Source organism: Pseudocitrobacter vendiensis (assembly GCF_943590815.1).
Classification (GTDB): Bacteria; Pseudomonadota; Gammaproteobacteria; order Enterobacterales; family Enterobacteriaceae; genus Pseudocitrobacter; species Pseudocitrobacter vendiensis.
Genome location: NZ_CALSBS010000001.1, coordinates 95,112 through 118,326 on the forward strand (window position 1 = coordinate 95,112; position 23,215 = coordinate 118,326).

General features: G+C 53.4%; 23 protein-coding genes. 11 read left to right on the forward strand and 12 right to left on the reverse strand.

All coding sequences use genetic code 11. The annotated features are described in order from the left end of the window. Positions 1 to 207 precede the first annotated feature (207 nt). Positions 208 to 771, forward strand: a complete 564-nt coding sequence (gene ahpC / locus NMC31_RS00415) for an alkyl hydroperoxide reductase subunit C (RefSeq protein ID WP_015965404.1) — start codon at positions 208 to 210, stop codon at positions 769 to 771. Positions 772 to 963: 192 nt separating this feature from the next. Further along, positions 964 to 2,529, forward strand: a complete 1,566-nt coding sequence (gene ahpF, locus NMC31_RS00420) for an alkyl hydroperoxide reductase subunit F (protein WP_253896610.1) — start codon at positions 964 to 966, stop codon at positions 2,527 to 2,529. A 235-nt stretch (positions 2,530 to 2,764) separates the two neighbouring features. Here the strand turns inward: ahpF and uspG are convergent, their stop codons facing one another. The 4 genes from uspG to dcuC form a co-directional block, all read right to left on the reverse strand. Further along, complete coding sequence (gene uspG / locus NMC31_RS00425; protein ID WP_015965402.1) at positions 2,765 to 3,193, reverse strand: universal stress protein UspG; 429 nt, start codon at positions 3,191 to 3,193, stop codon at positions 2,765 to 2,767. 179 nt (positions 3,194 to 3,372) lie between these two features. Then, positions 3,373 to 3,783, reverse strand: coding sequence for a nucleoside diphosphate kinase regulator (gene rnk / locus NMC31_RS00430; protein ID WP_149464360.1), 411 nt, complete (start codon positions 3,781 to 3,783; stop codon positions 3,373 to 3,375). A 159-nt stretch (positions 3,784 to 3,942) separates the two neighbouring features. Continuing rightward, on the reverse strand, positions 3,943 to 4,749 hold the full coding sequence (rna, locus tag NMC31_RS00435; RefSeq protein ID WP_149464361.1) for a ribonuclease I: 807 nt from the start codon (positions 4,747 to 4,749) through the stop codon (positions 3,943 to 3,945). Positions 4,750 to 4,839: 90 nt separating this feature from the next. Continuing rightward, a complete protein-coding gene (gene dcuC, locus NMC31_RS00440) occupies positions 4,840 to 6,210 on the reverse strand; it encodes an anaerobic C4-dicarboxylate transporter DcuC (RefSeq protein ID WP_015965399.1) in 1,371 nt (456 codons plus the stop codon). A gap of 382 nt (positions 6,211 to 6,592) precedes the next feature. On the opposite strand from dcuC, the gene NMC31_RS00445 reads away from it, so the two are divergent. From NMC31_RS00445 to cspE, 7 genes are all read left to right on the forward strand, one after another. Continuing rightward, the gene (locus tag NMC31_RS00445; protein ID WP_366938195.1) at positions 6,593 to 6,937 is read left to right on the forward strand and encodes a DUF2946 domain-containing protein; all 345 of its coding nucleotides are present in this window, start codon (positions 6,593 to 6,595) and stop codon (positions 6,935 to 6,937) included. 54 nt (positions 6,938 to 6,991) lie between these two features. Beyond that, positions 6,992 to 7,324 carry a copper-binding protein gene (locus NMC31_RS00450; protein ID WP_149464363.1) on the forward strand — a complete coding sequence of 111 codons (333 nt, stop codon included), beginning with the start codon at positions 6,992 to 6,994 and terminating at the stop codon, positions 7,322 to 7,324. A 12-nt stretch (positions 7,325 to 7,336) separates the two neighbouring features. Further along, the gene (locus NMC31_RS00455) at positions 7,337 to 8,593 is read left to right on the forward strand and encodes a TolC family protein (protein WP_149464364.1); all 1,257 of its coding nucleotides are present in this window, start codon (positions 7,337 to 7,339) and stop codon (positions 8,591 to 8,593) included. Continuing rightward, positions 8,590 to 10,026: an efflux RND transporter periplasmic adaptor subunit gene (locus NMC31_RS00460; RefSeq protein WP_253896612.1), complete on the forward strand. Its 1,437-nt coding sequence runs from the start codon at positions 8,590 to 8,592 to the stop codon at positions 10,024 to 10,026. The genes NMC31_RS00455 and NMC31_RS00460 overlap by 4 nt, the downstream gene beginning before the upstream one ends. After that, on the forward strand, positions 10,023 to 13,142 hold the full coding sequence (locus NMC31_RS00465; protein WP_253896613.1) for an efflux RND transporter permease subunit: 3,120 nt from the start codon (positions 10,023 to 10,025) through the stop codon (positions 13,140 to 13,142). The genes NMC31_RS00460 and NMC31_RS00465 overlap by 4 nt, the downstream gene beginning before the upstream one ends. A 149-nt stretch (positions 13,143 to 13,291) precedes the next feature. Continuing rightward, on the forward strand, positions 13,292 to 13,867 hold the full coding sequence (gene pagP / locus NMC31_RS00470) for a lipid IV(A) palmitoyltransferase PagP (RefSeq protein ID WP_436649078.1): 576 nt from the start codon (positions 13,292 to 13,294) through the stop codon (positions 13,865 to 13,867). 193 nt (positions 13,868 to 14,060) lie between these two features. Further along, the gene (gene cspE / locus NMC31_RS00475) at positions 14,061 to 14,270 is read left to right on the forward strand and encodes a transcription antiterminator/RNA stability regulator CspE (protein ID WP_000034825.1); all 210 of its coding nucleotides are present in this window, start codon (positions 14,061 to 14,063) and stop codon (positions 14,268 to 14,270) included. Positions 14,271 to 14,328: 58 nt separating this feature from the next. Here the strand turns inward: cspE and crcB are convergent, their stop codons facing one another. After that, entirely contained in the window at positions 14,329 to 14,706 is a 378-nt protein-coding gene (crcB, locus tag NMC31_RS00480) for a fluoride efflux transporter CrcB (RefSeq protein ID WP_253896615.1), read from the reverse strand. Positions 14,707 to 14,799: 93 nt separating this feature from the next. Here crcB and NMC31_RS00485 point away from each other — a divergent pair, with 93 nt between their 5' ends. Both NMC31_RS00485 and tatE read left to right on the forward strand, forming a co-directional pair. Further along, positions 14,800 to 15,588 carry a deaminated glutathione amidase gene (locus NMC31_RS00485; protein ID WP_253896616.1) on the forward strand — a complete coding sequence of 263 codons (789 nt, stop codon included), beginning with the start codon at positions 14,800 to 14,802 and terminating at the stop codon, positions 15,586 to 15,588. 127 nt (positions 15,589 to 15,715) lie between these two features. Continuing rightward, positions 15,716 to 15,922 (forward strand): twin-arginine translocase subunit TatE, encoded by a 207-nt coding sequence (tatE, locus tag NMC31_RS00490; RefSeq protein ID WP_149464369.1) that lies wholly within the window; start codon positions 15,716 to 15,718, stop codon positions 15,920 to 15,922. Between the two features lie 227 nt (positions 15,923 to 16,149). Here tatE and lipA read toward each other — a convergent pair whose 3' ends face one another. The 7 genes from lipA to mrdB form a co-directional block, all read right to left on the reverse strand. Then, positions 16,150 to 17,115, reverse strand: a complete 966-nt coding sequence (gene lipA, locus NMC31_RS00495) for a lipoyl synthase (protein WP_149464370.1) — start codon at positions 17,113 to 17,115, stop codon at positions 16,150 to 16,152. Positions 17,116 to 17,314: 199 nt separating this feature from the next. Then, complete coding sequence (locus NMC31_RS00500) at positions 17,315 to 18,268, reverse strand: YbeF family transcriptional regulator (protein ID WP_253896617.1); 954 nt, start codon at positions 18,266 to 18,268, stop codon at positions 17,315 to 17,317. Between the two features lie 274 nt (positions 18,269 to 18,542). Next, positions 18,543 to 19,214, reverse strand: coding sequence for a lipoyl(octanoyl) transferase LipB (lipB, locus tag NMC31_RS00505; protein WP_370516894.1), 672 nt, complete (start codon positions 19,212 to 19,214; stop codon positions 18,543 to 18,545). A 61-nt stretch (positions 19,215 to 19,275) separates the two neighbouring features. Beyond that, the gene (gene ybeD, locus NMC31_RS00510; protein ID WP_015965386.1) at positions 19,276 to 19,539 is read right to left on the reverse strand and encodes a DUF493 family protein YbeD; all 264 of its coding nucleotides are present in this window, start codon (positions 19,537 to 19,539) and stop codon (positions 19,276 to 19,278) included. 104 nt (positions 19,540 to 19,643) lie between these two features. Further along, positions 19,644 to 20,843 (reverse strand): D-alanyl-D-alanine carboxypeptidase DacA, encoded by a 1,200-nt coding sequence (gene dacA / locus NMC31_RS00515; RefSeq protein WP_149464373.1) that lies wholly within the window; start codon positions 20,841 to 20,843, stop codon positions 19,644 to 19,646. Positions 20,844 to 20,989: 146 nt separating this feature from the next. Then, entirely contained in the window at positions 20,990 to 22,090 is a 1,101-nt protein-coding gene (gene rlpA, locus NMC31_RS00520; RefSeq protein WP_149464374.1) for an endolytic peptidoglycan transglycosylase RlpA, read from the reverse strand. Between the two features lie 10 nt (positions 22,091 to 22,100). Beyond that, on the reverse strand, positions 22,101 to 23,213 hold the full coding sequence (gene mrdB, locus NMC31_RS00525) for a peptidoglycan glycosyltransferase MrdB (protein WP_015965383.1): 1,113 nt from the start codon (positions 23,211 to 23,213) through the stop codon (positions 22,101 to 22,103). Between the last annotated feature and the right edge of the window lie 2 nt (positions 23,214 to 23,215).

Sequence of the window (23,215 nt, forward strand, 5' to 3'; positions counted from 1 at the left end):
ACGGGGCCGCCTGAAGAGGGGGCCTTTTTACGTTACGCGGATTTTTACGGGAAAGGGGCGTTTTGTGCCTTACCCATTTTCAGGTTCACAATGTTGTCTTGAGTCGGTTGTAAGGTAACGCTTATTGATTTGATAATGGAAACGCATTGGCCCTATCAACCAAATTTCGTTAACTTACAACTCAACGAAAACACGGAGGAAGTATAGATGTCCTTAATCAACACTAAAATCAAACCTTTCAAAAACCAGGCATTCAAAAACGGCGAATTCATCGAAGTCACCGAAAAAGATACCGAAGGTCGCTGGAGCGTATTCTTCTTCTATCCGGCTGACTTTACCTTCGTTTGCCCGACTGAACTGGGCGACGTAGCAGACCACTACGAAGAACTGCAGAAACTGGGCGTAGACGTGTACTCTGTTTCTACCGACACCCACTTCACCCACAAAGCATGGCACAGCAGCTCTGAAACTATCGCGAAAATCAAATACGCGATGATCGGTGACCCGACTGGCGCCCTGACCCGTAACTTCGAAAACATGCGTGAAGATGAAGGTCTGGCTGACCGTGCGACCTTCGTAGTTGACCCGCAGGGTATCATCCAGGCTATCGAAGTTACCGCTGAAGGCATTGGCCGTGACGCATCTGACCTGCTGCGTAAAATCAAAGCAGCACAGTACGTTGCTTCTCACCCAGGCGAAGTTTGCCCGGCTAAATGGAAAGAAGGCGAAGCAACTCTGGCTCCGTCCTTAGATCTGGTCGGCAAAATCTAAGTCTTTATTGCCCGGCGGCGCGACGCTTGCACGGGCCTACAAATGTAGGCCGGGTAAACGCAGTGCCACCCGGCAACCAACGGGTGCATAGCACCCGTTTTTCTTCCCCTCACGCACTATGATGCAAGTTGCATCCAGGCCGCCCGAATGAGGCAGCTTGCATGATGATGTATTTAGCCCAGGAGATTAACAATGCTCGACACCAACATGAAAACCCAGCTCAAAGCCTATCTTGAAAAGCTGACCAAACCTGTTGAGCTGATTGCCACGCTGGATGACAGCGCCAAATCGGCAGAAATCAAGGAACTGCTGGCTGAGATTGCTGAACTGTCAGATAAAGTGACCTTTAAAGAAGATAACACGCTGGCCGTTCGTAAACCGTCGTTCCTGATTACCAACCCGGGTTCCCACCAGGGCCCGCGTTTTGCCGGCTCCCCGTTGGGGCATGAGTTCACCTCGCTGGTACTGGCGCTGCTGTGGACCGGCGGTCATCCGTCGAAAGAAGCACAGTCTCTGCTGGAGCAGATCCGTAATATCGACGGCGATTTTGAATTCGAAACCTATTACTCGCTCTCCTGCCACAACTGCCCGGACGTGGTGCAGGCGCTGAACCTGATGAGCGTGCTGAACCCGCGCATCAAGCACACGGCGATTGATGGCGGCACCTATCAGAACGAAATTACCGAACGTAATGTGATGGGCGTTCCGGCAGTGTTCGTGAATGGTCAGGAATTTGGTCAGGGTCGTATGACGCTGACGGAGATCGTGGCCAAAATCGATACCGGTGCGGAAAAACGCGCAGCGGAAGAATTGAGCACCCGTGATGCTTATGACGTGCTGATCGTCGGTTCCGGCCCATCCGGTGCAGCCGCAGCTGTCTATTCAGCACGTAAAGGTATCCGTACCGGCCTGATGGGCGAACGGTTTGGCGGTCAGGTACTCGATACCGTTGATATTGAAAACTATATCTCCGTACCGAAAACTGAAGGTCAGAAACTGGCTGGCGCACTGAAAGCCCACGTCACTGAGTATGATGTTGACGTGATTGATAGCCAGAGTGCTTCGAAACTGATTCCGGCGGCGCAGGAAGGCGGCTTACACCAGATTGAAACTGCGTCTGGCGCCGTACTGAAAGCGCGCAGCATCATCATCGCGACCGGTGCAAAATGGCGCAACATGAACGTGCCGGGTGAAGATCAGTATCGCACCAAAGGCGTAACCTATTGCCCGCACTGCGACGGCCCGCTGTTTAAAGGCAAACGCGTCGCGGTTATCGGTGGCGGTAACTCCGGTGTGGAAGCGGCAATCGACCTGGCGGGCGTGGTTGAACACGTGACTCTGCTGGAATTTGCCCCGGAAATGAAAGCGGATCAGGTTCTGCAGGATAAAGTTCGCAGCCTGAAAAACGTCGATATCATTCTGAACGCGCAAACCACGGAAGTAAAAGGCGACGGCAGCAAAGTGACCGGCCTGGAATACCGTGACCGTGTAAGCGGCGATACGCATCAGGTAGAACTGGCGGGGATCTTCGTTCAGATCGGTCTGCTGCCAAATACTACCTGGCTGGAAGGCGCGATTGAGCGCAACCGGATGGGTGAAATCATCATCGATGCGAAATGTGAAACCAGCGTCAAAGGCGTCTTTGCCGCGGGTGACTGCACCACCGTTCCGTACAAACAGATTATCATCGCCGCAGGCGAAGGCGCGAAAGCGTCACTCAGCGCCTTTGATTATCTGATTCGTACGAAAACGGCATAAAAAAAGAAGTAAGACGACACCTGCAAAAAGAAAAAAGGGTACCGAAAGGTAGCCTCTTGAGAAAAACGTAGAAATGCCTGATGGCGCTGCGCTTATCAGGCCTACATAGTTTATGCAATTTATTGAATTTGCATGATTTTGTAGGCCGGATAAGGCGTTTACGCCGCATCCGGCAAGAACAACGCGCACTTTGTCAGCAAGCTGAAGAGGCTACCGAAAGGTAGCCTCTTTTTTTTTATCTCACTACCATCACCGGGACATGGGCGTGGCGAATAACGCTGGAGGCATTCGAGCCCAGCAGGTGCGTGGAGATGGACGGGTTACGGGAACCGATAACCACCACGTCCGCTTTCAGTTCTTCAGCAAGCTCGTTCACCACGTCGCGAACGCTGCCGATGCGCACGTGCAGTTTCAGGCGCTCGGGGTCGATACTGAAGTGGCTTTTCATCGTTTCTAAGCGGTTGATCGCTTCCTGATGAAGATGTTCTTCAAAGCGACGCACATCCGCCGCGAAACGGCTCATGGTGTAGCTGGCCGAACCGGGAAGTACGTGGAGCAGATGAATGATCCCATCCTGCTGCGCCAGAAATTCAGCGTGAGCGATAGCCTTATCACTCAATTCCATCTCGAATACGTCAACGGGCATAATGATTGTCTTGTACATATGCATTCCTCCTTGTCTCTGTATTTGATATCAAAGCATATTATGGCTTTTTAGTTTGTCATTGATATCTCAAATTTATCGTTCGCTGGGTGGAAGGGTGTAAAGTTTTTTCAATCTCACCAGATACCGCCGCCAGAAACAGAAAGAGGATGCCGGGGCATCCTCTTAATTCATCGCAATTAGCGTTGGTAATCACCGGCTGCTTCCGGCTGGTAGAGCAGTTCCAGCACCTCGAGATGCGTGGACGTGCCGCCGGGGAGTTCCCAGTGAATCGTGCTACCAACGCGCAGGCCAATCAGCGCCGCGCCCACCGGGGCCAGCACGGAAAGCTGCGTGTTGCTGTCTGTCATTTGCGTAGGAAATACCAGAGTTCGCACGCGCTCTTCGCCGCTGGTCAGATCGCGAAATCTCACCTGGCTGTTCATGCTCACGACATCAGGTGGAACCTGTTCCGGCGGGCACATTTGCGCGCGGTCCAGTTCGTCGTTCAGCGCGCCAGCCACCGGAGAGTTTGCGTAAGCAGGCAGTTCCAGCAGTCTGTCGATACGCTCCGCATCGAACTCATTAATGATGATGGCAGGTCTGGTCATAGTTACTCCATGTCGTTCCAGAAACGTCTATCCAAAAGAAAACCCTCACCGCCAGCGGCAAGGGTTCATCTCACACCATCATACGCATTCAATCATCAGGTTTGAAGTGATACAACGCACATTCAATCACTGAAAATTATCGATTTATCTCGATTATTGTCAGTATCCCACTTTATCCAGCACAAACTGTTTACCGCAGTTGCCCGGGTGCGGCTGAGGCAGGAACGAAGAAGCAGAAAGTGGTGCATTGATGTTCCCGGCTTTTAGCGAAATTTGCATTTCGGTAAGGTAGTTCGGGTTGCCATTACAGGTCAGTTTAAACGCTTTGACGTTCTCTTTGCCAAAGGCGCTGGCGACGGCGGCATCAAAGTCGCTGCGGCTCACTTTTTTTCCATAGTTGGCGGCTAAAAATTGTCCCAGCGCGCTGGCTTTGACTTCGCTGTTCAGGCGCACCATGGTGCCGAAATACGCGTCAGGATCGAAACCAAAACAGACGCCATGTTTGGCATATTCATAACGCTCAAGGCAGGATTTTCCACCGCTGCCGGGCATCACGCCGTTCAGCTTGTTTGCCATTTCCAGCGATAAACCGGTTTCGGGGGCTGAACATTTACGGCTGCCTTTGGCTTCAGGCATATTCGGAATAGGGCGCGTCGCGCAACCAAAGCGCATCCAGCGACCTTCATCAACGCCGCGAGAGGCGATAGATTTTGGCAGCCCCGGCCAGAGGCCGTGAACGGTGAGATGATCGGCTTTGTTGGCCGTCTCTTTCTGGATTTTGCACTCCTGCGGCGCTTTGCGATTTCTGTCGTTCATGCTCTGACAAAAACCAGTTTGCCACGACAGCGCCAGCACATAGCGGTCAAAATCGCCATATTGCGTGGGAGTGAGGGGGGCAGCGCTAGCGCATTGCGCGACGAGCAGCAGGGTGCCGACGCATCCGGCCAGAAGATCCTTCCTGAACATAGTACGTATCCGGGGGAGTTAATAATTCAAGGCAATTATTAAAGCATAAAAAAGGCGTCCTTAGACGCCTTTTATCCGTTTCACGAATACTTACAGCGCGCTACCCGGCACCAGAATCTCAGTCGCGATGATTACTACGACCAGGCCAACCAGTACCGGAACGGAGGTGCGTTTCACCACTTCGAACGGCGAAATTTTTGCCATCCCGGCCACGGCTACCACGACGCCGGAAACCGGGGAGATAGTACGTCCAAGGTTGGATGCCTGCAGCATTGGAATGGAAAGATAAGCCGGGTTAATACCGGAGGTGTGCGCCAGCTTAGGAATCATTTCCACAAACGCATAAAACGGCGCATTACCGGAACCGGTGGTCATCGCCGCCAGCATGGTCAGCACCACCAGCACCAGCATCAGAATAATGCTCGCGGAGCCGAACGAGGTGGCGATGGAAATCAGGCTATCGATAAAGCCTATCGTGCTCAGGCCCTGCGCAAAAACGCCCGCCGCAACTAACAGCATCACCACGCCGGCGAAGGCGTCCGCCATGCCGCGATAGGCCACTTCCAGGCCGGAGAAGACGTTCTGCGTGTTGAAACTGCGGCAGAATTCCAGCACCGCCGCCAGCAGCATGCAGATAACCAGAATGGTAATAATGTGTAGCTGTGGGCCCCATTTACCGTCAAAGATCAGCACGCCAATGATTGGCGCGAACGGCAGAATGGCGTAAAAGCTCGGTGCGGTGGTGGTGATTTCATTCACATCGAGCATTTCATGGGACACGTTCTCTTTTTTATCGAGATAGCGCTGCCAGAAGAAGTGGGCAATCGCCATTGCGATAATCGCGGCGATTGAGATAGGAAGCGTCGTTTTAAAAGCAAAATCAATCAACGGCATCTCTGCCGCTTTTGCCGCCAGCACAACATCGCCGGAGGTAGGAGAAAGAATAATCGCCGCCGGAGAGGCGCAGATCGCGGCAGCCGCACCACGGCTAATACCGACGTTAACCATCACCGGGAACAGCGTCGCCATTAACAAAACGCCAAGGCCCGTTGCAGACGATACGGCCAGTGACATCAGGCAGGCGACGAAATAGGCGGCAATCATCAATAAATAGGGTGAGTTAATATAACGCAGTGGTTTTGAGGCCAGTTTTACGACCATGTCGTTGGCACCAATATGCGTCATGTAGGCGGCAAAACCACACAGCATCATGATCATCATGCCGAGGTCGCCGCCGCGGCTCATCAGCAGGATTTTGATGTATTCAACGATATCCGTTGCGGAATAACCCGTGCTTGCTTCGCTGGCGGGTAACACTTTATGGCCCATCAGCGCGCTTGCGATCAGCAATACAATCCCGCCGACGAATAAAACGCCCGTGGCGGAAAAGCCCTTAATGATATAGCGGGCGACGCCCACAATGACCACAACCCCAATCAGGAGCTCAAATGCCGTTAACATAGTTTTACCTGTCACCATTGTCGAAAATATGTACTGAGAAAAGCACATAAAAAAGAATAATAAAGGGAATGTGCCGAAATAAGCGGCAATACTTGCTGATGGAAATCAATAAAATGATTATTTGTAGTAATACAACAGACAATTGATCGAGTAAATCACAAAGCTGAAAACCTCTTAATTATAGCGGGGCAGGAGGTATCTGAAAGCAATAAGTAAATTAATTGTTATAATTATTTCCATTTTGTTGAATCGTAAAGCAATTAAAAAAGACTTTATTTCGCGAATATTGCCTGCGTATACTCCGGTTACTTTCATTAACCGAATCGTGATTATGTACGCATCCTGGAACTGGCGCTTACGCTTCATCAGAAAACATTTTCTGATGCTTCTGCTCGCGTTCGGTTTTTGGTTTATCCAGTGCCAGGTAGCGATTGCTTCTCATGACTGTCAGTTAAGCCCGGCGGGCGAGGCGGCGATGATCCAGCATATGGATCACCAGATGTCATCACATGCGAGGCAAACTAATATGTCGCTGTGCGGGCAGCACTGTGTGCCTGACTCCTCGCAGAAAACGCTCGATAATTCCTCTTTAGTCGCGATTCCGGTGGTTTACAGCCTGGCGTTAGTTATGCCGACCTGCGAAGCCGTACAGGAAGACGCGTGGTCACTGGCACCTCCTGCCGTAGGGCCTCCGGCAACGATTCGTTTTTGCCGGTTCCGCGAATAGAAACCTGATAATCCGTTTAACTATCAATTAATTAACGATTATCAGGAGTTTACTATGTCTGCAATTTATACTCGTGCGCTGGCTGGCGTACTGTTTGCTGTATCCGCATTTTCCGTTTCTGCGCACGATATGAGCGCACACGCCACAATGACAATGCCCTCCGCCGCCACCTGGCAGGGCGAAGGCATTATCAAAAAAGTGACTGCCACTTCCATCACTATTGCCCATCATCCCATCCCCGCGCTGAACTGGCCTGCGATGACGATGCAATTTGCTCAACCGACTGCTCAACCTGTTACCGCGCAACGCGTGGGCGAAGAGGTGGATTTCACCTTTACCGAGGGTGAGGGCGGTTACCAGATTGTATCCCTGAACTCGCACCGTTAAGACGGAGGTGACATGAAACAACGCACGTTGAGCCTTTGGCTTGGCGGGGTGTTGCTTGGGTTTTTTGGCTCCGCCGCGCAGGCGGAGTCATGGACACTCACGCAAACCCTGTCGCAAGCCCAGCGCTATTCCGCTGAACTTTCCGCTAATCGCAATGAAGCGCGGGCGCTGGAAAATATGGCGGATTCTGCAGGTGAATTGCCCGATCCGAAACTGAAATTTGGCATCGAAAACGTTCCGGTACAGGGCAGTAATAACCAGCGTTTGACCCGCGAAGGGATGACGATGCAACGCGTGGGCATCATGCAGCGCTACGTCAGCGCCGAAAAACGCGAACGCAAAGCGCAGACGTTACAGGCGCAGGCACAAAGCGTTAGCGCGAAATCAGAAGCGATTCGCGCCGCCCTGCAACGCGATACCGCGCAGGCTTGGCTTGATCTCGCACTCTCGGAAAAAGCGCTGCAATCAGCCAAAAAGCTGGTGGCGGAAACCGAGCGACAGCAGGGCACGCAGCGCGCCAGCGTCGGCAGCGGAACCGCCGCGCCGGACAGCGTACTGGCGCTGAAGGTTTCGCTCAATGCAATGCGCGATAACGTTACGCTTGCAGAGCGTGACGTGCAGGTGGCGCGGGCAAAACTGATGAAGTTTACCGGTCAGCCGATTGATTCGGTTTCCGGCGCACTGCCACCGTATCAACGCTTGCCTGCAGATGAAGCCACGCTGCTCGCCGGTGTGGATCAGCACCCGGAAGTGATTGCCGCCGCGCGGGAAGCCAATGAAGCCAAAGCACGCTCGGCGCAGTCGGCGGTGGCGGCCATCCCTGATGTCGATGTCGAGGTGTACTACGGTCATCGCTCTGAAGGGTATGACGATATGGCGGGGGTGATGTTTACCGTGGATTTGCCGCTGTTTAAAGATAAACGTCAGGATAAAGATTACGCGGCAGATGTCTCTCGCACCATGCAGGCCAACGATCAGCTTTCGCTGACTGAGCGCGATCACGCTGCCCAGATTAGCTCGCTGATTGCCGAATATCAGGCTGCGCAACATATCTGGTTACGCCTGCGCGATGAAACTCTACCGCTCCAGCAGCAGCGCCTTTCTTTACTGACCGCCCAGTATCGCGCCGGTCAGTCTGATCTTTCTTCCTTACTTGCCGCACGTCGCGATGTGCTGGACAGCACCCTTGCCACCAGTCAGGCCGAACGCGAAGTCGCCCGGACCTGGGCTGCCATTCACTATTTGATTCCACAGGAGCTGGCGCTATGAACAAGAACTTACTGACGCTGGCGATTGTGGCCGTGCTGGCGGCGGGAGCGGGCTATTACGCCGGACATCGCAGTCCGGCGACAGACTCCGCCGCCACTGAATCTACGGCGCGCAAAGTGCTTTACTGGTACGACCCGATGGTTCCCGGACAGCGATTTGATAAGCCGGGGAAATCACCCTTTATGGATATGCAACTGGTGCCGCGCTATGCCGATGAAACGCCGGATAACGGCGGCGTTAGCATTAGCCCGCAACAGCAGCAAAGTCTTGGCATGCGAATCGGCACCGTAGAAAAACGTGCGCTGGTACAGCCTTTTTCCGCGTTTGCGACGGTCACCACCGATGAGCGTAGCCTGCAAATTATTCCGTCTCCGGCCAACGGCGTCGTCGAGAAATTGTTTGTTCGTGCTCCGCAGCAGTGGGTAAAAGCGGGTGAGCCGCTGGCACAGCTGTGGATCCCCGAATGGACGGCGGCGCAGCAGGAGTATCTGGCCGTGCGTCAACTTGGCGATGCCGCGCTCAGCCGGGCCGCTCGTGAGCGCCTGACGCTGACCTTTATGCCGGAATCCGTCATTCGCCAGGTGGAACGCAGCGGCAAACCGCAGTCGCGAATGGTGCTGCGTGCCGAGCAGGAGGGCTACGTGTCGAAGCTCGACACGCGCGAAGGTGCTCAGGTTAACGCCACCGCGCCGTTGTTCGAACTGGCAAGCCAGAACCCGGTCTGGGTGGTGATCGATTACCCACAAAACCAGGCGCAACGCCTGATACCGGGCAGTGACGTCGTGGCGAGCGCTGACGGCTGGCCTGGAGAGCAATTCCACGGCAAGGTGAGCGAACTGCTGCCGCAGATGGAAACCACCACGCGCACGCTGAAGGCGCGTATTGTACTGGATAACCCGCAGCACAAACTGAAGCCCGGCATGTTTTTAACAGTGCGTTTGCAGGATGAATCTGCGCAACCGCCGGTGTTGGCAATTCCGGAAGAAGCGTTGATCGCCACTGGCAGTGAGAATCGGGTGATTGTCGCCACCGGAGACGGGCACTTCGCACCGGCACGCGTCACCACTGGCGTAACCGCCAACGGCTGGACGGAAGTCAAAGAGGGGCTGAAAGAGGGTGACAAGGTGGTGACCTCCGGCCAGTTCCTGATTGATTCCGAAGCCAGCCTGCGCAGCGCCTTGCCGCAGGAAACCCAAAAGACGCAAGAGTATGTCGGCAACGGCGTCGTCAAGGCCATCGAAGGAGACACGGTGACGCTGTCGCACCAGCCGATACCCGCGCTGCACTGGGGGGCGATGACCATGGACTTCACCCTAAGCGCCAGCGCGGCAAAACCGAAGCCTGGCGATAACATCATGTTCCACTTTACGCTGGATGATGCGCAGGGGCCGCTGATTTCACAATGGATGCCAATGACGGGAGGCGAGAAATGATTGCCGCCGTGATTCGTGCTGCGTTGCGTAATCGCCTGCTGGTGATTTTTGCGGCGCTGGGGATGGCGCTGTGGGGCGCCTGGGCGGTGCAACGCGCGCCGCTGGATGCGCTGCCGGACCTCTCTGATGTGCAGGTGATTATTCGCGCCAGCTATCCGGGAAAAGCGCCGCAGATTATAGAAGATCAGGTGACTTATCCGCTTACCACCACCATGCTTTCGGTGCCAGGCGCGAAGACGGTGCGCGGCTTTTCGATGTTTGGCGACGCCTATGTGTACGTGTTGTTTGAAGATGGTACCGACCTTTACTGGGCGCGTTCGCGCGTGCTGGAGTATCTGAGTCAGATTCAGGCGCAAATGCCGGAAGGCGTCACGGTGGCATTAGGGCCGGATGCCACGGGGGTGGGCTGGATTTACGAGTATGCGCTGGTTGATCGTACCGGCAAACACAGCCTTGCAGATCTGCGTGCGCTCCAGGACTGGACGCTGAAATATGAACTGAAAACCGTACCTAACGTGTCGGAAGTCGCCAGTGTCGGCGGGATGGTGCGCCAGTATCAGGTGATTGCCGATCCGACGCGGATGCGGGCGTTAAACGTGACGCATCAGCAAATTGTCGATGCACTGAAATCTGCCAACCAGGAGGGCGGCGGCGCACTGATGGAGATGGGCGAAGCGGAATACATGGTGCGCACCACCGGTTATCTGCATTCGCTTGATGAGTTCCGCCAGGTGGTGGTGACCAGCCGTGATGGCGTGCCGGTGCTGCTGACAGATGTCGCCGATGTGCGGATGGGGCCAGAAATTCGGCGCGGCGTCGCGGAACTTAACGGCGAGGGGGAAGTGGCCGGCGGCATTATCATCATGCGTTATGGTAAGAATGCCCGTCAGACCATTATGGATGTGAAAGCGAAGCTTCAGTCGTTGCAAAAAACTTTGCCGGAAGGGGTGGAGATCGTCCCGGTTTACGACCGTTCGCAGCTTATCGACCACGCGATCGAAACGTTAACCCATAAGCTGATTGAAGAGTTTATCGTCGTTGCCCTGGTCTGTACCCTGTTTCTGTTCCATTTCCGCTCGGCGCTGGTGGCAATTGTTTCGCTGCCGCTTGGCATACTTGGCGCGTTTATCGTCATGCACTATCAGGGGATTAACGCCAACATTATGTCGCTGGGCGGGATTGCGATTGCTATCGGTGCCATGGTGGATGCGGCGATCGTGATGATCGAAAACATGCATAAAGTGCTGGAGCAGTGGCGGCACGATCATCCCGACAAAACGCCTTCCGGCCCCGATTACTGGCACATTGCCGGGCAGGCGGCAACGGAAGTCGGGCCTGCGTTGTTTTGCAGCCTGCTGATTATCACGTTGTCGTTTATTCCGGTCTTCTCGCTGGAGGCGCAGGAAGGGAAGATGTTTGCGCCGCTGGCGTTCACCAAAACCTGGGCGATGGCGATGGCGGCGGGGCTCGGCATCACCTTAGTGCCGGTACTGATGGGCTATTTTATTCGCGGAAAAATTCCTGATGAGCAATCCAACCCAATCAACCGCTGGCTGATTCGTGCCTATGAGCCGCTGCTTGATAAAGTGCTGGCCTGGCCAAAGGCGACACTGGCGCTGGCATTGCTGCTGCTGGGCATGACGCTCTGGCCGCTCAGCCAGTTGGGTAGCGAATTTATGCCGCCGCTCGACGAGGGGGATTTGCTCTATATGCCCTCTACGCTGCCGGGTATTTCTGCGCGCGAAGCGAGCCGCCTGCTGCAACAAACCGATCGGTTGATTAAAAGCGTGCCGGAAGTAGCCAGCGTGTTTGGTAAGGCCGGGCGTGCGGAAACGGCTACCGATCCTGCGCCGCTGACCATGCTGGAAACCACCATTCAGTTTAAACCTCGCGACCAGTGGCGACCGGGCATGACGCCGGATAAACTCATTGAGGAACTGGATAAAACGGTGAAAGTTCCGGGGATTGCCAACGTCTGGGTACCACCGATCCGAAATCGTCTCGATATGCTGGCGACAGGTATCAAGAGCCCGGTGGGAATTAAAGTAAACGGCAATAACCTGGCGGACATCGAACGTGTCGCCCGCGAAATCGAGCAGGTGGTGAAGGGCGTTCCGGGTGTGACATCCGCGCTCGCCGAGCGACTTTCAGGTGGGCGTTATGTTGATATCGCGATCAATCGCCAGCAGGCGGCCCGCTATGGCGTGTCGGTGAAAGAGTTGCAATCTTTGGTGTCGACGCTGGTGGGCGGCGAGAACGTCGGTCAGACTATCGAAGGGCGCGAACGTTATCCCATTAACATCCGTTACCCGCGAGAATGGCGCGATAATATCGACAAACTGCGGGCAATGCCGGTGGTGACGGCCAATGGGAGCCAGGTGGCGCTCAGCGAACTGGCGGATATCCGTATCACCGAAGGTGTGCCGATGCTGAAAAGCGAAAATGCGCGACTGTCGAACTGGATTTATGTCGATTTACGCGGACGTGACCTGAAATCCGCAGTGGATGAAATGCAGCAACGAGTAGCGCAACAGGTGACCCTGCCGCAGGGAGTCACGCTCTCCTGGTCCGGACAATTTGAATATCTTGAACGCGCCACGGCAAAACTGAAAATAGTGCTTCCGGTTACCTTGGTGATTATTTTTACACTACTTTGGTTAACCTTCAGACGTATTTCAGATGTATTACTGATAATGGGAACGCTTCCCTTTTCTCTGATTGGCGGCGTCTGGTTGTTATGGCTTCTCGGTTATAATCTCTCGGTGGCCGGAGCGGTAGGGTTTATTGCCCTTGCGGGGGTGTCAGCGGAGTTTGGTGTGATCATGGTACTCTATTTGAATCATGCGCTTGAGAAACATCGTAAATCCGATCCTGATGGCGGCACACCGCTATTAATGCGCGCGATTCATGAGGGGGCGGTGCTACGTGTGCGCCCCAAAGTGATGACGGTGGCGACCATCATGGCCGGCCTGCTGCCTATCATGTGGGGCAGTGGTACGGGTTCGGAAGTGATGAGCCGGATTGCCGCGCCGATGATCGGCGGAATGATTTCCGCACCATTACTCTCGATGTTGGTTATTCCCGCACTTTATCGCATCATCCACCGTAAACAATGAATACAAGCACCCTGCGGGGTGCTTAATTACTTTACTTTATTTACTAAGAATTACCCTAAAATAAAGAATAACCCGATATTGTTAAGCCTTGATTAAGGTTAGCATTGGTACGCTATTTCTATTATGTAATAAGCTTTGGTAATGCTAACGTGTTAATGCTCAAAAGAATTTATTTATTTGCTGCGATAATTGCGGCTCAACTCTGCGTTCTGCCTGCGGCGAATGCCTCATTTACCGAATCGGTGCGCAACGGCTTCTCCACGCTCAACGATAATATTGCGCAAACCTGGGATGAACCCCAGCATTACGATCTCTATGTTCCGGCGATCACCTGGCATGCGCGCTTTGCCTACGATAAAGAGAAAACCGATCGCTACAACGAGCGTCCCTGGGGCGCGGGTTTTGGTGTCTCTCGCTGGGATGAAAAAGGGAACTGGCACGGTATATATCTGATGGCGTTTAAAGACTCCTGGAACAAGTGGGAGCCGATTGGCGGGTACGGCTGGGAGAAAACCTGGCGACCGCTGACCGACGATAATTTCCGCCTGGGGCTGGGTTATACAGTCGGGGTGACAGCACGTGATAACTACAACTATGTGCCCATTCCGGTGCTGCTGCCGATGGCGTCAATCGGCTATGGCCCGGCAACGTTCCAGATGACCTACATACCGGGCACTTACAATAACGGTAACGTCTACTTTGCCTGGATGCGCTTCCAGTTTTAACCGCTGATTTTGCGCACGGGAGCAGTGGGGTTGACTGGCTTGCTAACAAACTCGAAGTAAAGTCAACCCCCGTATAAAAGTTAGAGACATTTATCACTTTTTAGCTAACCTGCACTGGACAAAACACAGCTTTATTGATGTACTGATACCTGACACAGCATTTGTGTCGTTTTTTCATATAAAGGTAATTTTGATGTCTAAGATTAAAGGTAACGTTAAGTGGTTTAATGAGTCCAAAGGATTCGGTTTCATTACTCCGGAAGATGGCAGCAAAGACGTGTTCGTACACTTCTCTGCAATCCAGACCAATGGTTTCAAAACTCTGGCTGAAGGTCAGCGTGTAGAGTTCGAAATCACTAACGGTGCCAAAGGCCCTTCTGCTGCTAACGTAATCGCTCTGTAATCAGCGCATTAGCAGTCAGAATTCAAAACCCGCCTAATCGCGGGTTTTTTTTCGCCTGCTATCGGCTGGCGTTAAACAGCCAGAAGGCCAGGGCGGTCATCGCAAACGAGCCCAGCAGGTTAACCCCGACATTCAGCAGCGCCCATCCCGGCTTCCCCGCCTGTAACAGAAAGACCACTTCCGCTGAAAAGGTGGAGAAGGTGGTTAAGCCGCCGCAGAACCCTGTCGTGATTAGCAGTTTCCACATCGGGTCAATATGCGCCATCCGGTTAAACCACGCCAGCCCCGCACCAATAATAAACGCGCCCAGCAGGTTTGCCGTTAACGTGCCAATCGGCAGTGCATGATGCATCGGGTTGAGTCGGGTGCTGAGCATCCAGCGCGCGACGCTACCGGTTCCGCCGCCGATAAAAACTGCCAGGAGAACGTTGAACACCTGATTTTTCCTGTTTTCAAACCATCGAAGTGGGTGAGTTTAGCGTTGAAGCTGCTAATCTTGCCAGAACCAACGTAAAAAAGAGGACGTCATATGTGGGTCGCGGCGGGTCAATTTAGCGTTTCTGCCGACTGGCAGGCCAACGCGCAGGAATGCATCTCGCTGATGCGCACGGCAGCAGAACGTGGTGTCTCATTGCTGGTACTGCCTGAGGCGTTGCTGGCGCGCGATATCGCTGACCCCGATCTCAGCGTGAAATCCGCTCAAATGCTCGATGGCGGCTTCATGCAGCAACTGAAGGCCCAGAGTCGACAGGACACCCTGACGACCATCCTGACGCTGCACGTGCCCTCTACGGCGGGCAGGGCCGTGAATACGCTGGTGGCGCTGCGTGGCGGAGAGGTGATCGCGCAATATCAGAAGCTGCACCTCTATGACGCGTTTAACGTTCAGGAGTCCAGGCTTGTGGATGCGGGCGCGGTGGTGCCACCGCTGCTTGAGGTTGGTGAGATGCGCGTGGGGTTGATGACCTGTTACGATTTGCGTTTTCCGGAGCTGGCGTTAAACCTGGCGCTTCAGGGCGCAAATCTGTTGGTTCTGCCTGCGGCATGGGTACGCGGGCCGCTGAAGGAGCACCACTGGTCAACGCTTCTGGCGGCACGGGCGCTGGATACGACCTGTTATATCGTCGCCTCGGGCGAATGTGGCAGTCGGAATATCGGCCAGAGCCGCATCATTGACCCTTTAGGCGTCACCCTCGCCGGTGCCGGAGCAACGCCGCAACTTATAATGGCGGAAGTCTTTGAACAGCAGGTTAAAGAGGTGCGCGCACAATTACCGGTATTAACTAACCGTCGCTTTGCGCTACCGCAATTACTGTGACGTTTTTTTAAACAACACTTGATTCACCTTGTTACAGATTGCTATTGTGTGCGCGCGGTAAGATGACCGTTAATACGTTATGGTCATTTATTGCATTTTGCAGCCTGTTTTAGAAAAGAAGGTATCTATGGGTGAGATTAGTATTACCAAACTGCTGGTTGTCGCAGCGCTGATTATTCTGGTGTTTGGTACCAAAAAATTACGTACGCTGGGCGGCGACCTGGGCTCAGCAATCAAGGGCTTCAAGAAAGCCATGAACGAGGATGAGGTCAGCGCGAAGAAAAGTGTTGATGTGGATGACATCCCGGCGGAAAAACTCTCTCACAAAGAGTAAGCTGCAAACATTATGTAAGGCGTGCGGATAAATTCTGCTTTAAGCAGGTGCATGTCTTATAGCGGGCAATTATAGCCTGTTAAAAAGGCCAACGCGGAGACGCAATGGCCTTTTTTGATACCTGAAATATGACGAAAGGTATTAAGTTGCAATCAGATGTTTCTAATGCCGGTATAAAAAAAGACGCTGCTTAAAAGCAACGGCTTCGCTAAACGCAGTGCCTGCGTTTATTTCACTTCCATCCCTTTCGCCTGAAGATCGGCGTGATAGGAGGAACGAACGAACGGGCCGCATGCGGCGTGGGTGAAGCCCATCGCCAGCGCTTCCGCTTTCATCTCTTCAAACTCATCCGGGCTTACATAACGCTGTACCGGAAGGTGATGGCGGCTTGGCTGCAAATACTGCCCCAGGGTCAGCATGGTGACACCGTGGCGACGCAGGTCGCGCATCACTTCAATGATTTCCGCGTTGGTTTCACCCAGACCGACCATCAGGCCAGACTTGGTTGGGATTTCCGGGTGCGCTTCTTTAAAGCGTTCCAGCAGCTTCAGCGACCAGTTGTAGTCCGCGCCCGGACGCACCTGGCGATAGATTCGCGGCACGTTTTCCAGGTTATGGTTAAAGACATCTGGCGGTGTTGCCGTCAGGATCTCTAACGCGCGATCCATACGTCCACGGAAGTCAGGAACCAGCGTCTCAATTTTAATGGTTGGGCTTTTCTCGCGGATAGCGGTAATGCAGTCGGCAAAGTGCTGGGCACCGCCGTCGCGCAGATCATCACGGTCAACCGAGGTAATGACCACATAACGCAGTGCCATGTCAGCGATGGTTTGCGCCAGTTTTCCCGGTTCGTTGGCATCCGGGGCAATCGGGCGACCGTGGGCAACGTCACAGAACGGGCAACGGCGGGTACAGATAGCACCCAGAATCATGAATGTCGCGGTGCCGTGGTTAAAACATTCCGCCAGGTTTGGGCAAGAGGCTTCTTCACAAACAGAGTGCAGGCCATTCTTACGCATCGCCGCTTTGATACCCTGAATACGGGAGGAATCAGCCGGAAGTTTGATTTTCATCCACTCGGGCTTGCGTAGCAGCGCTTCGCGCTCGGTGGCCACGTTTTTGACCGGGATAAGTGCCATTTTATCGGCGTCGCGGTACTTGACACCGCGTTCCATCACAATGGGTTTACTCATAGCGTGCGTGTTCCAGTTGCGAGTCTTTAAGGAAAGCGTTTCAATTCAATGAAATGTTGCATTTATCAACTATTTTTGAATTCATTGTAAGCAGTATACCATTGAAACGGGTGTCAAAGCAGCCTGCCAGTGCGGCAAATTGTAAAATAGTTGTTGTTTTATGCTTTTTAGTTATCGGACGGTCTACCTGTTTTCGCGATCAGAATGCCTGACGAATGACATCAATGACACCTTCTAAAAGTGGATCGCGCAGGCTGAGCTTATTGTAATGCAATGAAAATTCGACCTCTTCTTGTTGAATGGCCGCAAAATCAACGCAGGCCAGCGGCCAGCACTGGCGATAGAGAGAGAAGAACCGGCGCGGCATAATCCCCAGCAAGTCGCTACCGCCAATCAGTGAAGCAATGGTGAACAAATTGTAACTGCTAAAACTCACCTGTCGGTCTGGCAGCATCTCATGGATGCGTTTATGCAGGGGGCTATGGCTGCTGCCATCGGGCGTCAACAGCGTATATTCATACGCCTTCAGCAATGTCAGGGTAACGGATTGCTGTAAAACGGGATGCCCATGGCGACAGACCAGCACCAGCGGGTCGCGAAAGAGCGTGTGGCTGTAAAGCGCTGGCATTGTCTGAGCATGACTATCGATGATCAAATCCGTCTGGAACTGGCTGAGCTGATTGCCTGTGTCGTTGACGGCAACATTGCGTACCAGAATTTGCGGATAGCTTTCTTTAATCGTCTGATAAATCGTTGGCATAACCAGTGCCCCGATGGAGGGCGGCGTACCGATGGTGAGGATACGCTGTTTATCATAACTGCCGGTAAGATCCAGCGCGCCAAGTATCGACTCCAGCCCCTGGCTAATATATTCATGCAGGTGAGTGGCATAGGCCGTTGCCGTCACCCCCTGACCTTTACGGATAAACAGCGGATCAGGAAAAAGACCACGCAGTTTTTGAATCGACTGGCTGATGGCAGACGGCGTGATATTTAACACTTTCGCTGCGTTAACAATCCCTTTATGGACATAGACCGCTTCAAAAATTGTCAGCAAATTAAGATCAATATTACGTAAGGTGCGGAAAATCTGGGTGGTATCATTATCGATACGTGAAAGTGATTTATTTTCTAACGGTTGCTGATTTTCCACTCTATTTACCTTTATACATTCATTAAATGAATGCGTTATTGCGTGTGGCGTTATTATTATCGGCGATGAAAAATTTAATTTTGGGATTTTATTTCAATTTTATTGCTTTAATTCAATAGGTTGTCTTAATACATTGATTGCTGTGGTAGTCTGGCTTGTTAATTTCGCTGAGTGAAGCTGAAGAGAAAATATAGAATTTTGATATTTTTGTAAAGGGGGCAGGGAGGGAAATAACGCCAGCCCAATGGTAAGGTTGGGCTGGGGAGAATATATATTAACTGTGAATATATTCGTGTGGTGGATTGTTTAGCAGCGCTAAAAAATGTGAGACTAAAAGCGGTGATATATTGTCAGGCGTGGCATCAGCTTTCCACTGCTGTACCTGGGTCATCTCCATACCGGCGTAACCGCAAGGATTGATGCGCAGGAAGGGCGATAAATCCATCGCAATATTCAGGGCCAGGCCGTGGAAAGAACACCCTTTACGAATGCGCAGCCCCAGAGAGCAGATTTTTTTCTCACCTACGTAAACGCCCGGTGCATCGGCGCGCGGATGCGCGTCAATACCGCATTCCGCCAGGGTATTCACCACCGTTTGTTCCAGCAGTGTCACCAGTTCACGCACGCCAAGCTTACGACGCTTCAGATTCAGCAACACGTACATCACCTGCTGACCCGGCCCGTGATAGGTCACCTGGCCGCCACGGTCGCTTTGAATTACGGGAATATCGCCCGGCACCAGTACATGTTCCGCTTTACCGGCCTGGCCCTGAGTAAAGACAGGGTGATGCTCAACCAGCCAGATTTCATCGAGCGTTGTGTCGTCGCGTTGATCGGTAAACTCATGCATGGCCTGCGATACGGGGTCGTACGGCTGTAAGCCAAGCTGGCGGATGAGAAGGGTATTGGTGTCCAAAACAGCATCTCCGTAGAGAGAAGAATTCATGGACGGGGAGTATATCACAAACAATTAACGTTACCCGGCAGGCCGGGTAACGTGGCAGGGATTACAGCACCATACGAACAATTTCGATATTGCCTAACTCTTCGTACAGCGTCTCCACTTGCTCAATATGCGTCGCGTTGATGGTAATGGACACCGAGTGGTAGTTGCCTTTGCTGCTCGGTTTTATCTGCGGAGAGTAATCACCAGGCGCATGGCGCTGTACCACTTCCACCACCTGGTCAACCAACTCAGGTTTCGCCAGACCCATCACTTTGTAAGTAAAGGGAGTCGGGAATTCAAGCAGTTCGTTCAGTTTGGTTTTCATGTCAGCTCCAGTGGTAAAAAGAACAACTCCCGCCGGACAGGCGGGAGTTGCTTAACGTTACATAGTATATGGGGATCGAAATCACACTTTCAAGTGGGTGATTTTTAACCAAACCAGTGATGGAACATTAATTTAATATAATCAATGATTTTGCCGAAGAAGTTACCTTCCGGAATTTCCTGCAGCACCACCAGCGGACGCTGTTCAATGGTTTTGCCATCCAGCTGGAAGTTAATAGTGCCCACGACCTGGTTTTTCTGCAGCGGTGCATGCAGTTCAGTGGAGGTCAGCACATAGCTGGCTTTCAGATCTTTCATGCGGCCACGCGGGATGGTCAGATAAACGTCTTTGTCCACGCCCAGGGAAGCACGATCGCTGTCGCCGAACCAGGCGGGCTCAGAGGCGAACTCTTTACCGGCTTTCAGCGGGCTGACGGTTTCAAAGAAGCGGAAGCCCCAGGTCAGCAGTTTTTTACTTTCCGTTTCGCGACCTTTATAGGTACGACCACCCATCACGGCGGAGATCAGACGCATCTGACCTTCTGTCGCGGAAGCCACCAGGTTATAGCCTGCTTTATCGGTGTGGCCGGTTTTAATACCGTCTACGTTGAGGCTGTTGTCCCACAGCAGGCCGTTGCGGTTTGTCTGGCGGATACCGTTAAAGGTGAACTCTTTCTCTTTATAAATCGTGTATTCGTTCGGCACATCGCGGATCAGCGCCTGACCGATTTTCGCCATATCACGTGCGGAGCTGTACTGGCCGTCAGCGTCCAGGCCGTGAACGGTCTGGAAATGGGTATTTTGCAGACCCAATGCGCTGACATAGCTGTTCATCAGGCCCACGAAGGAATCCTGGCTGCCTGCCACGAAGTCGGCCATTGCCACGCAGGCATCGTTACCGGATTGCAGGTTGATACCGCGAATCAACTGAGAAACAGGAACCTGCATGCCAGGTTTCAGGAACATCAGTGAAGAACCTTTGAACACCGGGTTGCCGGTCGCCCATGCGTCGTTGCCGACAGTGACAAGATCGGACTCTTTGAATTTACCCGCTTTCATTGCCTGACCGATAACGTAGCTGGTCATCATTTTGGTCAAACTGGCCGGGTCACGGCGGGCGTCGGCGTTCTGTTCAGCCAGAACTTTGCCTGAGTTGTAGTCGATCAGGATGTAGGACTCCGCATCAATCTGCGGTACGCCCGGGATCATGGTTTTGATGTTTAAATCATCGGCATGGGCAGCGGAAGTCAGTACGGCGACTGAGAGCGCTGGGATAAGTAAGCAAGCAGAGAGAGAGGTCTTCATGGTCAGAACAACGACGTCCGTTTATGGAATTAAAAAAAGTGCCTTACTATAGCAAATGCAGTGCAGGCAGGCATCCGACATCGCATACGACTTTGTTAATGACTTTTACATTCATTAGCAAACGATATCGGAAGCCTGGCTACATCTTAGTTGGCGCGAGTGATAAATGATTGCAGTTGCGCTTCGCTCTGCAAACGTTGTTGTAGGGTGCTGGCTTCGCCTTTGTTGCTAAACGGACCTAACTGAATACGCCAGACGGCACCGTTCTGCGTGACGCGACCAGGCACAGAGAACTGCTGGCTCAGGCGCTGTTGATACTGTTGCGCGCGCGCTTGATCGCTGACAGCGCCAACCTGGACCACAAAGTCACCGGTTGCGGCAGGCGCAGCTACGGGGGCAGCGACAGCCGCAGGGGCCGGCGTTGAGGCGGGTGCGGTCACCGGTGCGGCGGTTTGCACCGCTGGGGTGGGCTCGCTGCTTTCCAGTACACCGTTGTTAAGTGGAGTAGGGGCGCCGAGGAAACCGCTACTGCTGACGGGCGCACCGGCAGTGTCTTCAGGTTTCAGCGTATCGTTGCTGATGGCACGCACATCGCCCTGCGGCGAAGCAGCCTGAGGGGCTGATGACGCGCTGCCTAACCCACCGCTCAGATCAGGGCGGCTGGGTAAGGCGTAAGTTTGTTTCGCGACGGTTGTACAGGCCATGCCTGGGCCGGAAAGCGTGCCGTCCTGGGCTACGATAATCGGATCGATACGCACTTTGGTGTTGTTTGATGTATTCAAACGATCGGCTGCCGCGCGGGAAAGGGAAATCACGCGATCGTTGCCATACGGGCCGCGATCGTTAATGCGCACGACGATCATGCGTCCATTCGCCAGATTGGTGACGCGCGCGTAGCTCGGCACCGGCAGCGTGGGGTGCGCGGCGGTGATTTGTGTTGGATCAAACGCCTCGCCCGTCGCTGTCAGATTGCTGCCGGGTTCAGCGTCGTAGATAGCGGCTAAACCCGCCTGGCTGAAGTTGGCAGGATCCTGCACGATTTTGTAGTTTTTACCGTCGCGCTGGTAATCCTGGTTTGCGGTGGCGCTCAGCGGCTCAAAGCGCGGATCGGCCCCGCTGATTTCCACTATCGGGCCATTACATACTGCGGGCTGCGGAACGGTGACGGTTTTTTGTTGCACATCATCATTCGAACAACCTGCCAGCAATCCTGCTGCGATGCAGATCCCCAGCCAAAGCTTTTGCATTGAGCACCTCTTAGACGCTTTTCGACAACATTTTTCTGTGGGTATGTATCGACATGACGATACCGAACCCGGCCATCAGTACAATAAGGGCCGACCCCCCGTAGCTGACCAGCGGTAACGGGACGCCCACCACCGGAAGAATGCCACTTACCATACCAATATTTACAAAGACATAAACGAATAAAATCAGCATCAGGCCACCGGCCATGACGCGGCCAAAAGTGGTTTGCGCCTGGGCGGCGATCCAGAGCCCACGCATAATCAGCAGCACGTACAGTGCCAGTAACACCAGAATGCCAATCAGCCCAAGTTCTTCTGCCAGAACGGCGAAGATAAAGTCGGTGTGGCGTTCAGGCAGGAATTCCAGCTGTGACTGGGTGCCGTGCAGCCAGCCTTTTCCGCGCAGACCGCCGGAGCCTATGGCAATTTTGGACTGTATAATATGATAGCCTGCGCCGAGCGGGTCTGATTCCGGATCGAGCAGCATCATGACGCGCTGACGTTGATAGTCATGCATCAGGAAGAACCACAATATCGGGATAAATGCGGCGATAAGTACCACGGCAATGCCGATAAGCCGCCAGCTCAGGCCGGAGAGGAACAGCACAAATAAACCGGAGAGCAGGACAAGGATGGATGTCCCGAGGTCAGGCTGTGCCGCGACCAGCAGCGTCGGCATGAAGATTAATATCAGCGCGATACCGGTGTTTTTCAACGACGGTGGGCAAACATCACGGTTAATAAAGCGCGCGACCATCAGCGGGACAGCTATCTTGGCTATCTCTGACGGCTGGAAGCGCACGACGCCGAGGTCAAGCCAGCGCTGAGCGCCTTTCGAAATTGCACCGAAGGCATCGACCGCCACCAACAGAATAATACAGAAGATATAGAGCCACGGTGCCCAGCCTTCGTATACACGCGGCGGGATTTGTGCCATCACTACCATGATAACCAGACCCATGGCGATCTGGCCGATTTTACGCTCCATCATGCCGATGTCCTGGCCGCTTGCGCTCCAGATGACCAGCGAGCTGTAGGTCAGCAGCGCCAGCAGGATCAGCATCATGGCCGGATCGATGTGGATTTTATCCCACAGCGATTTTTTGTTCGGATTATCCGTCATGT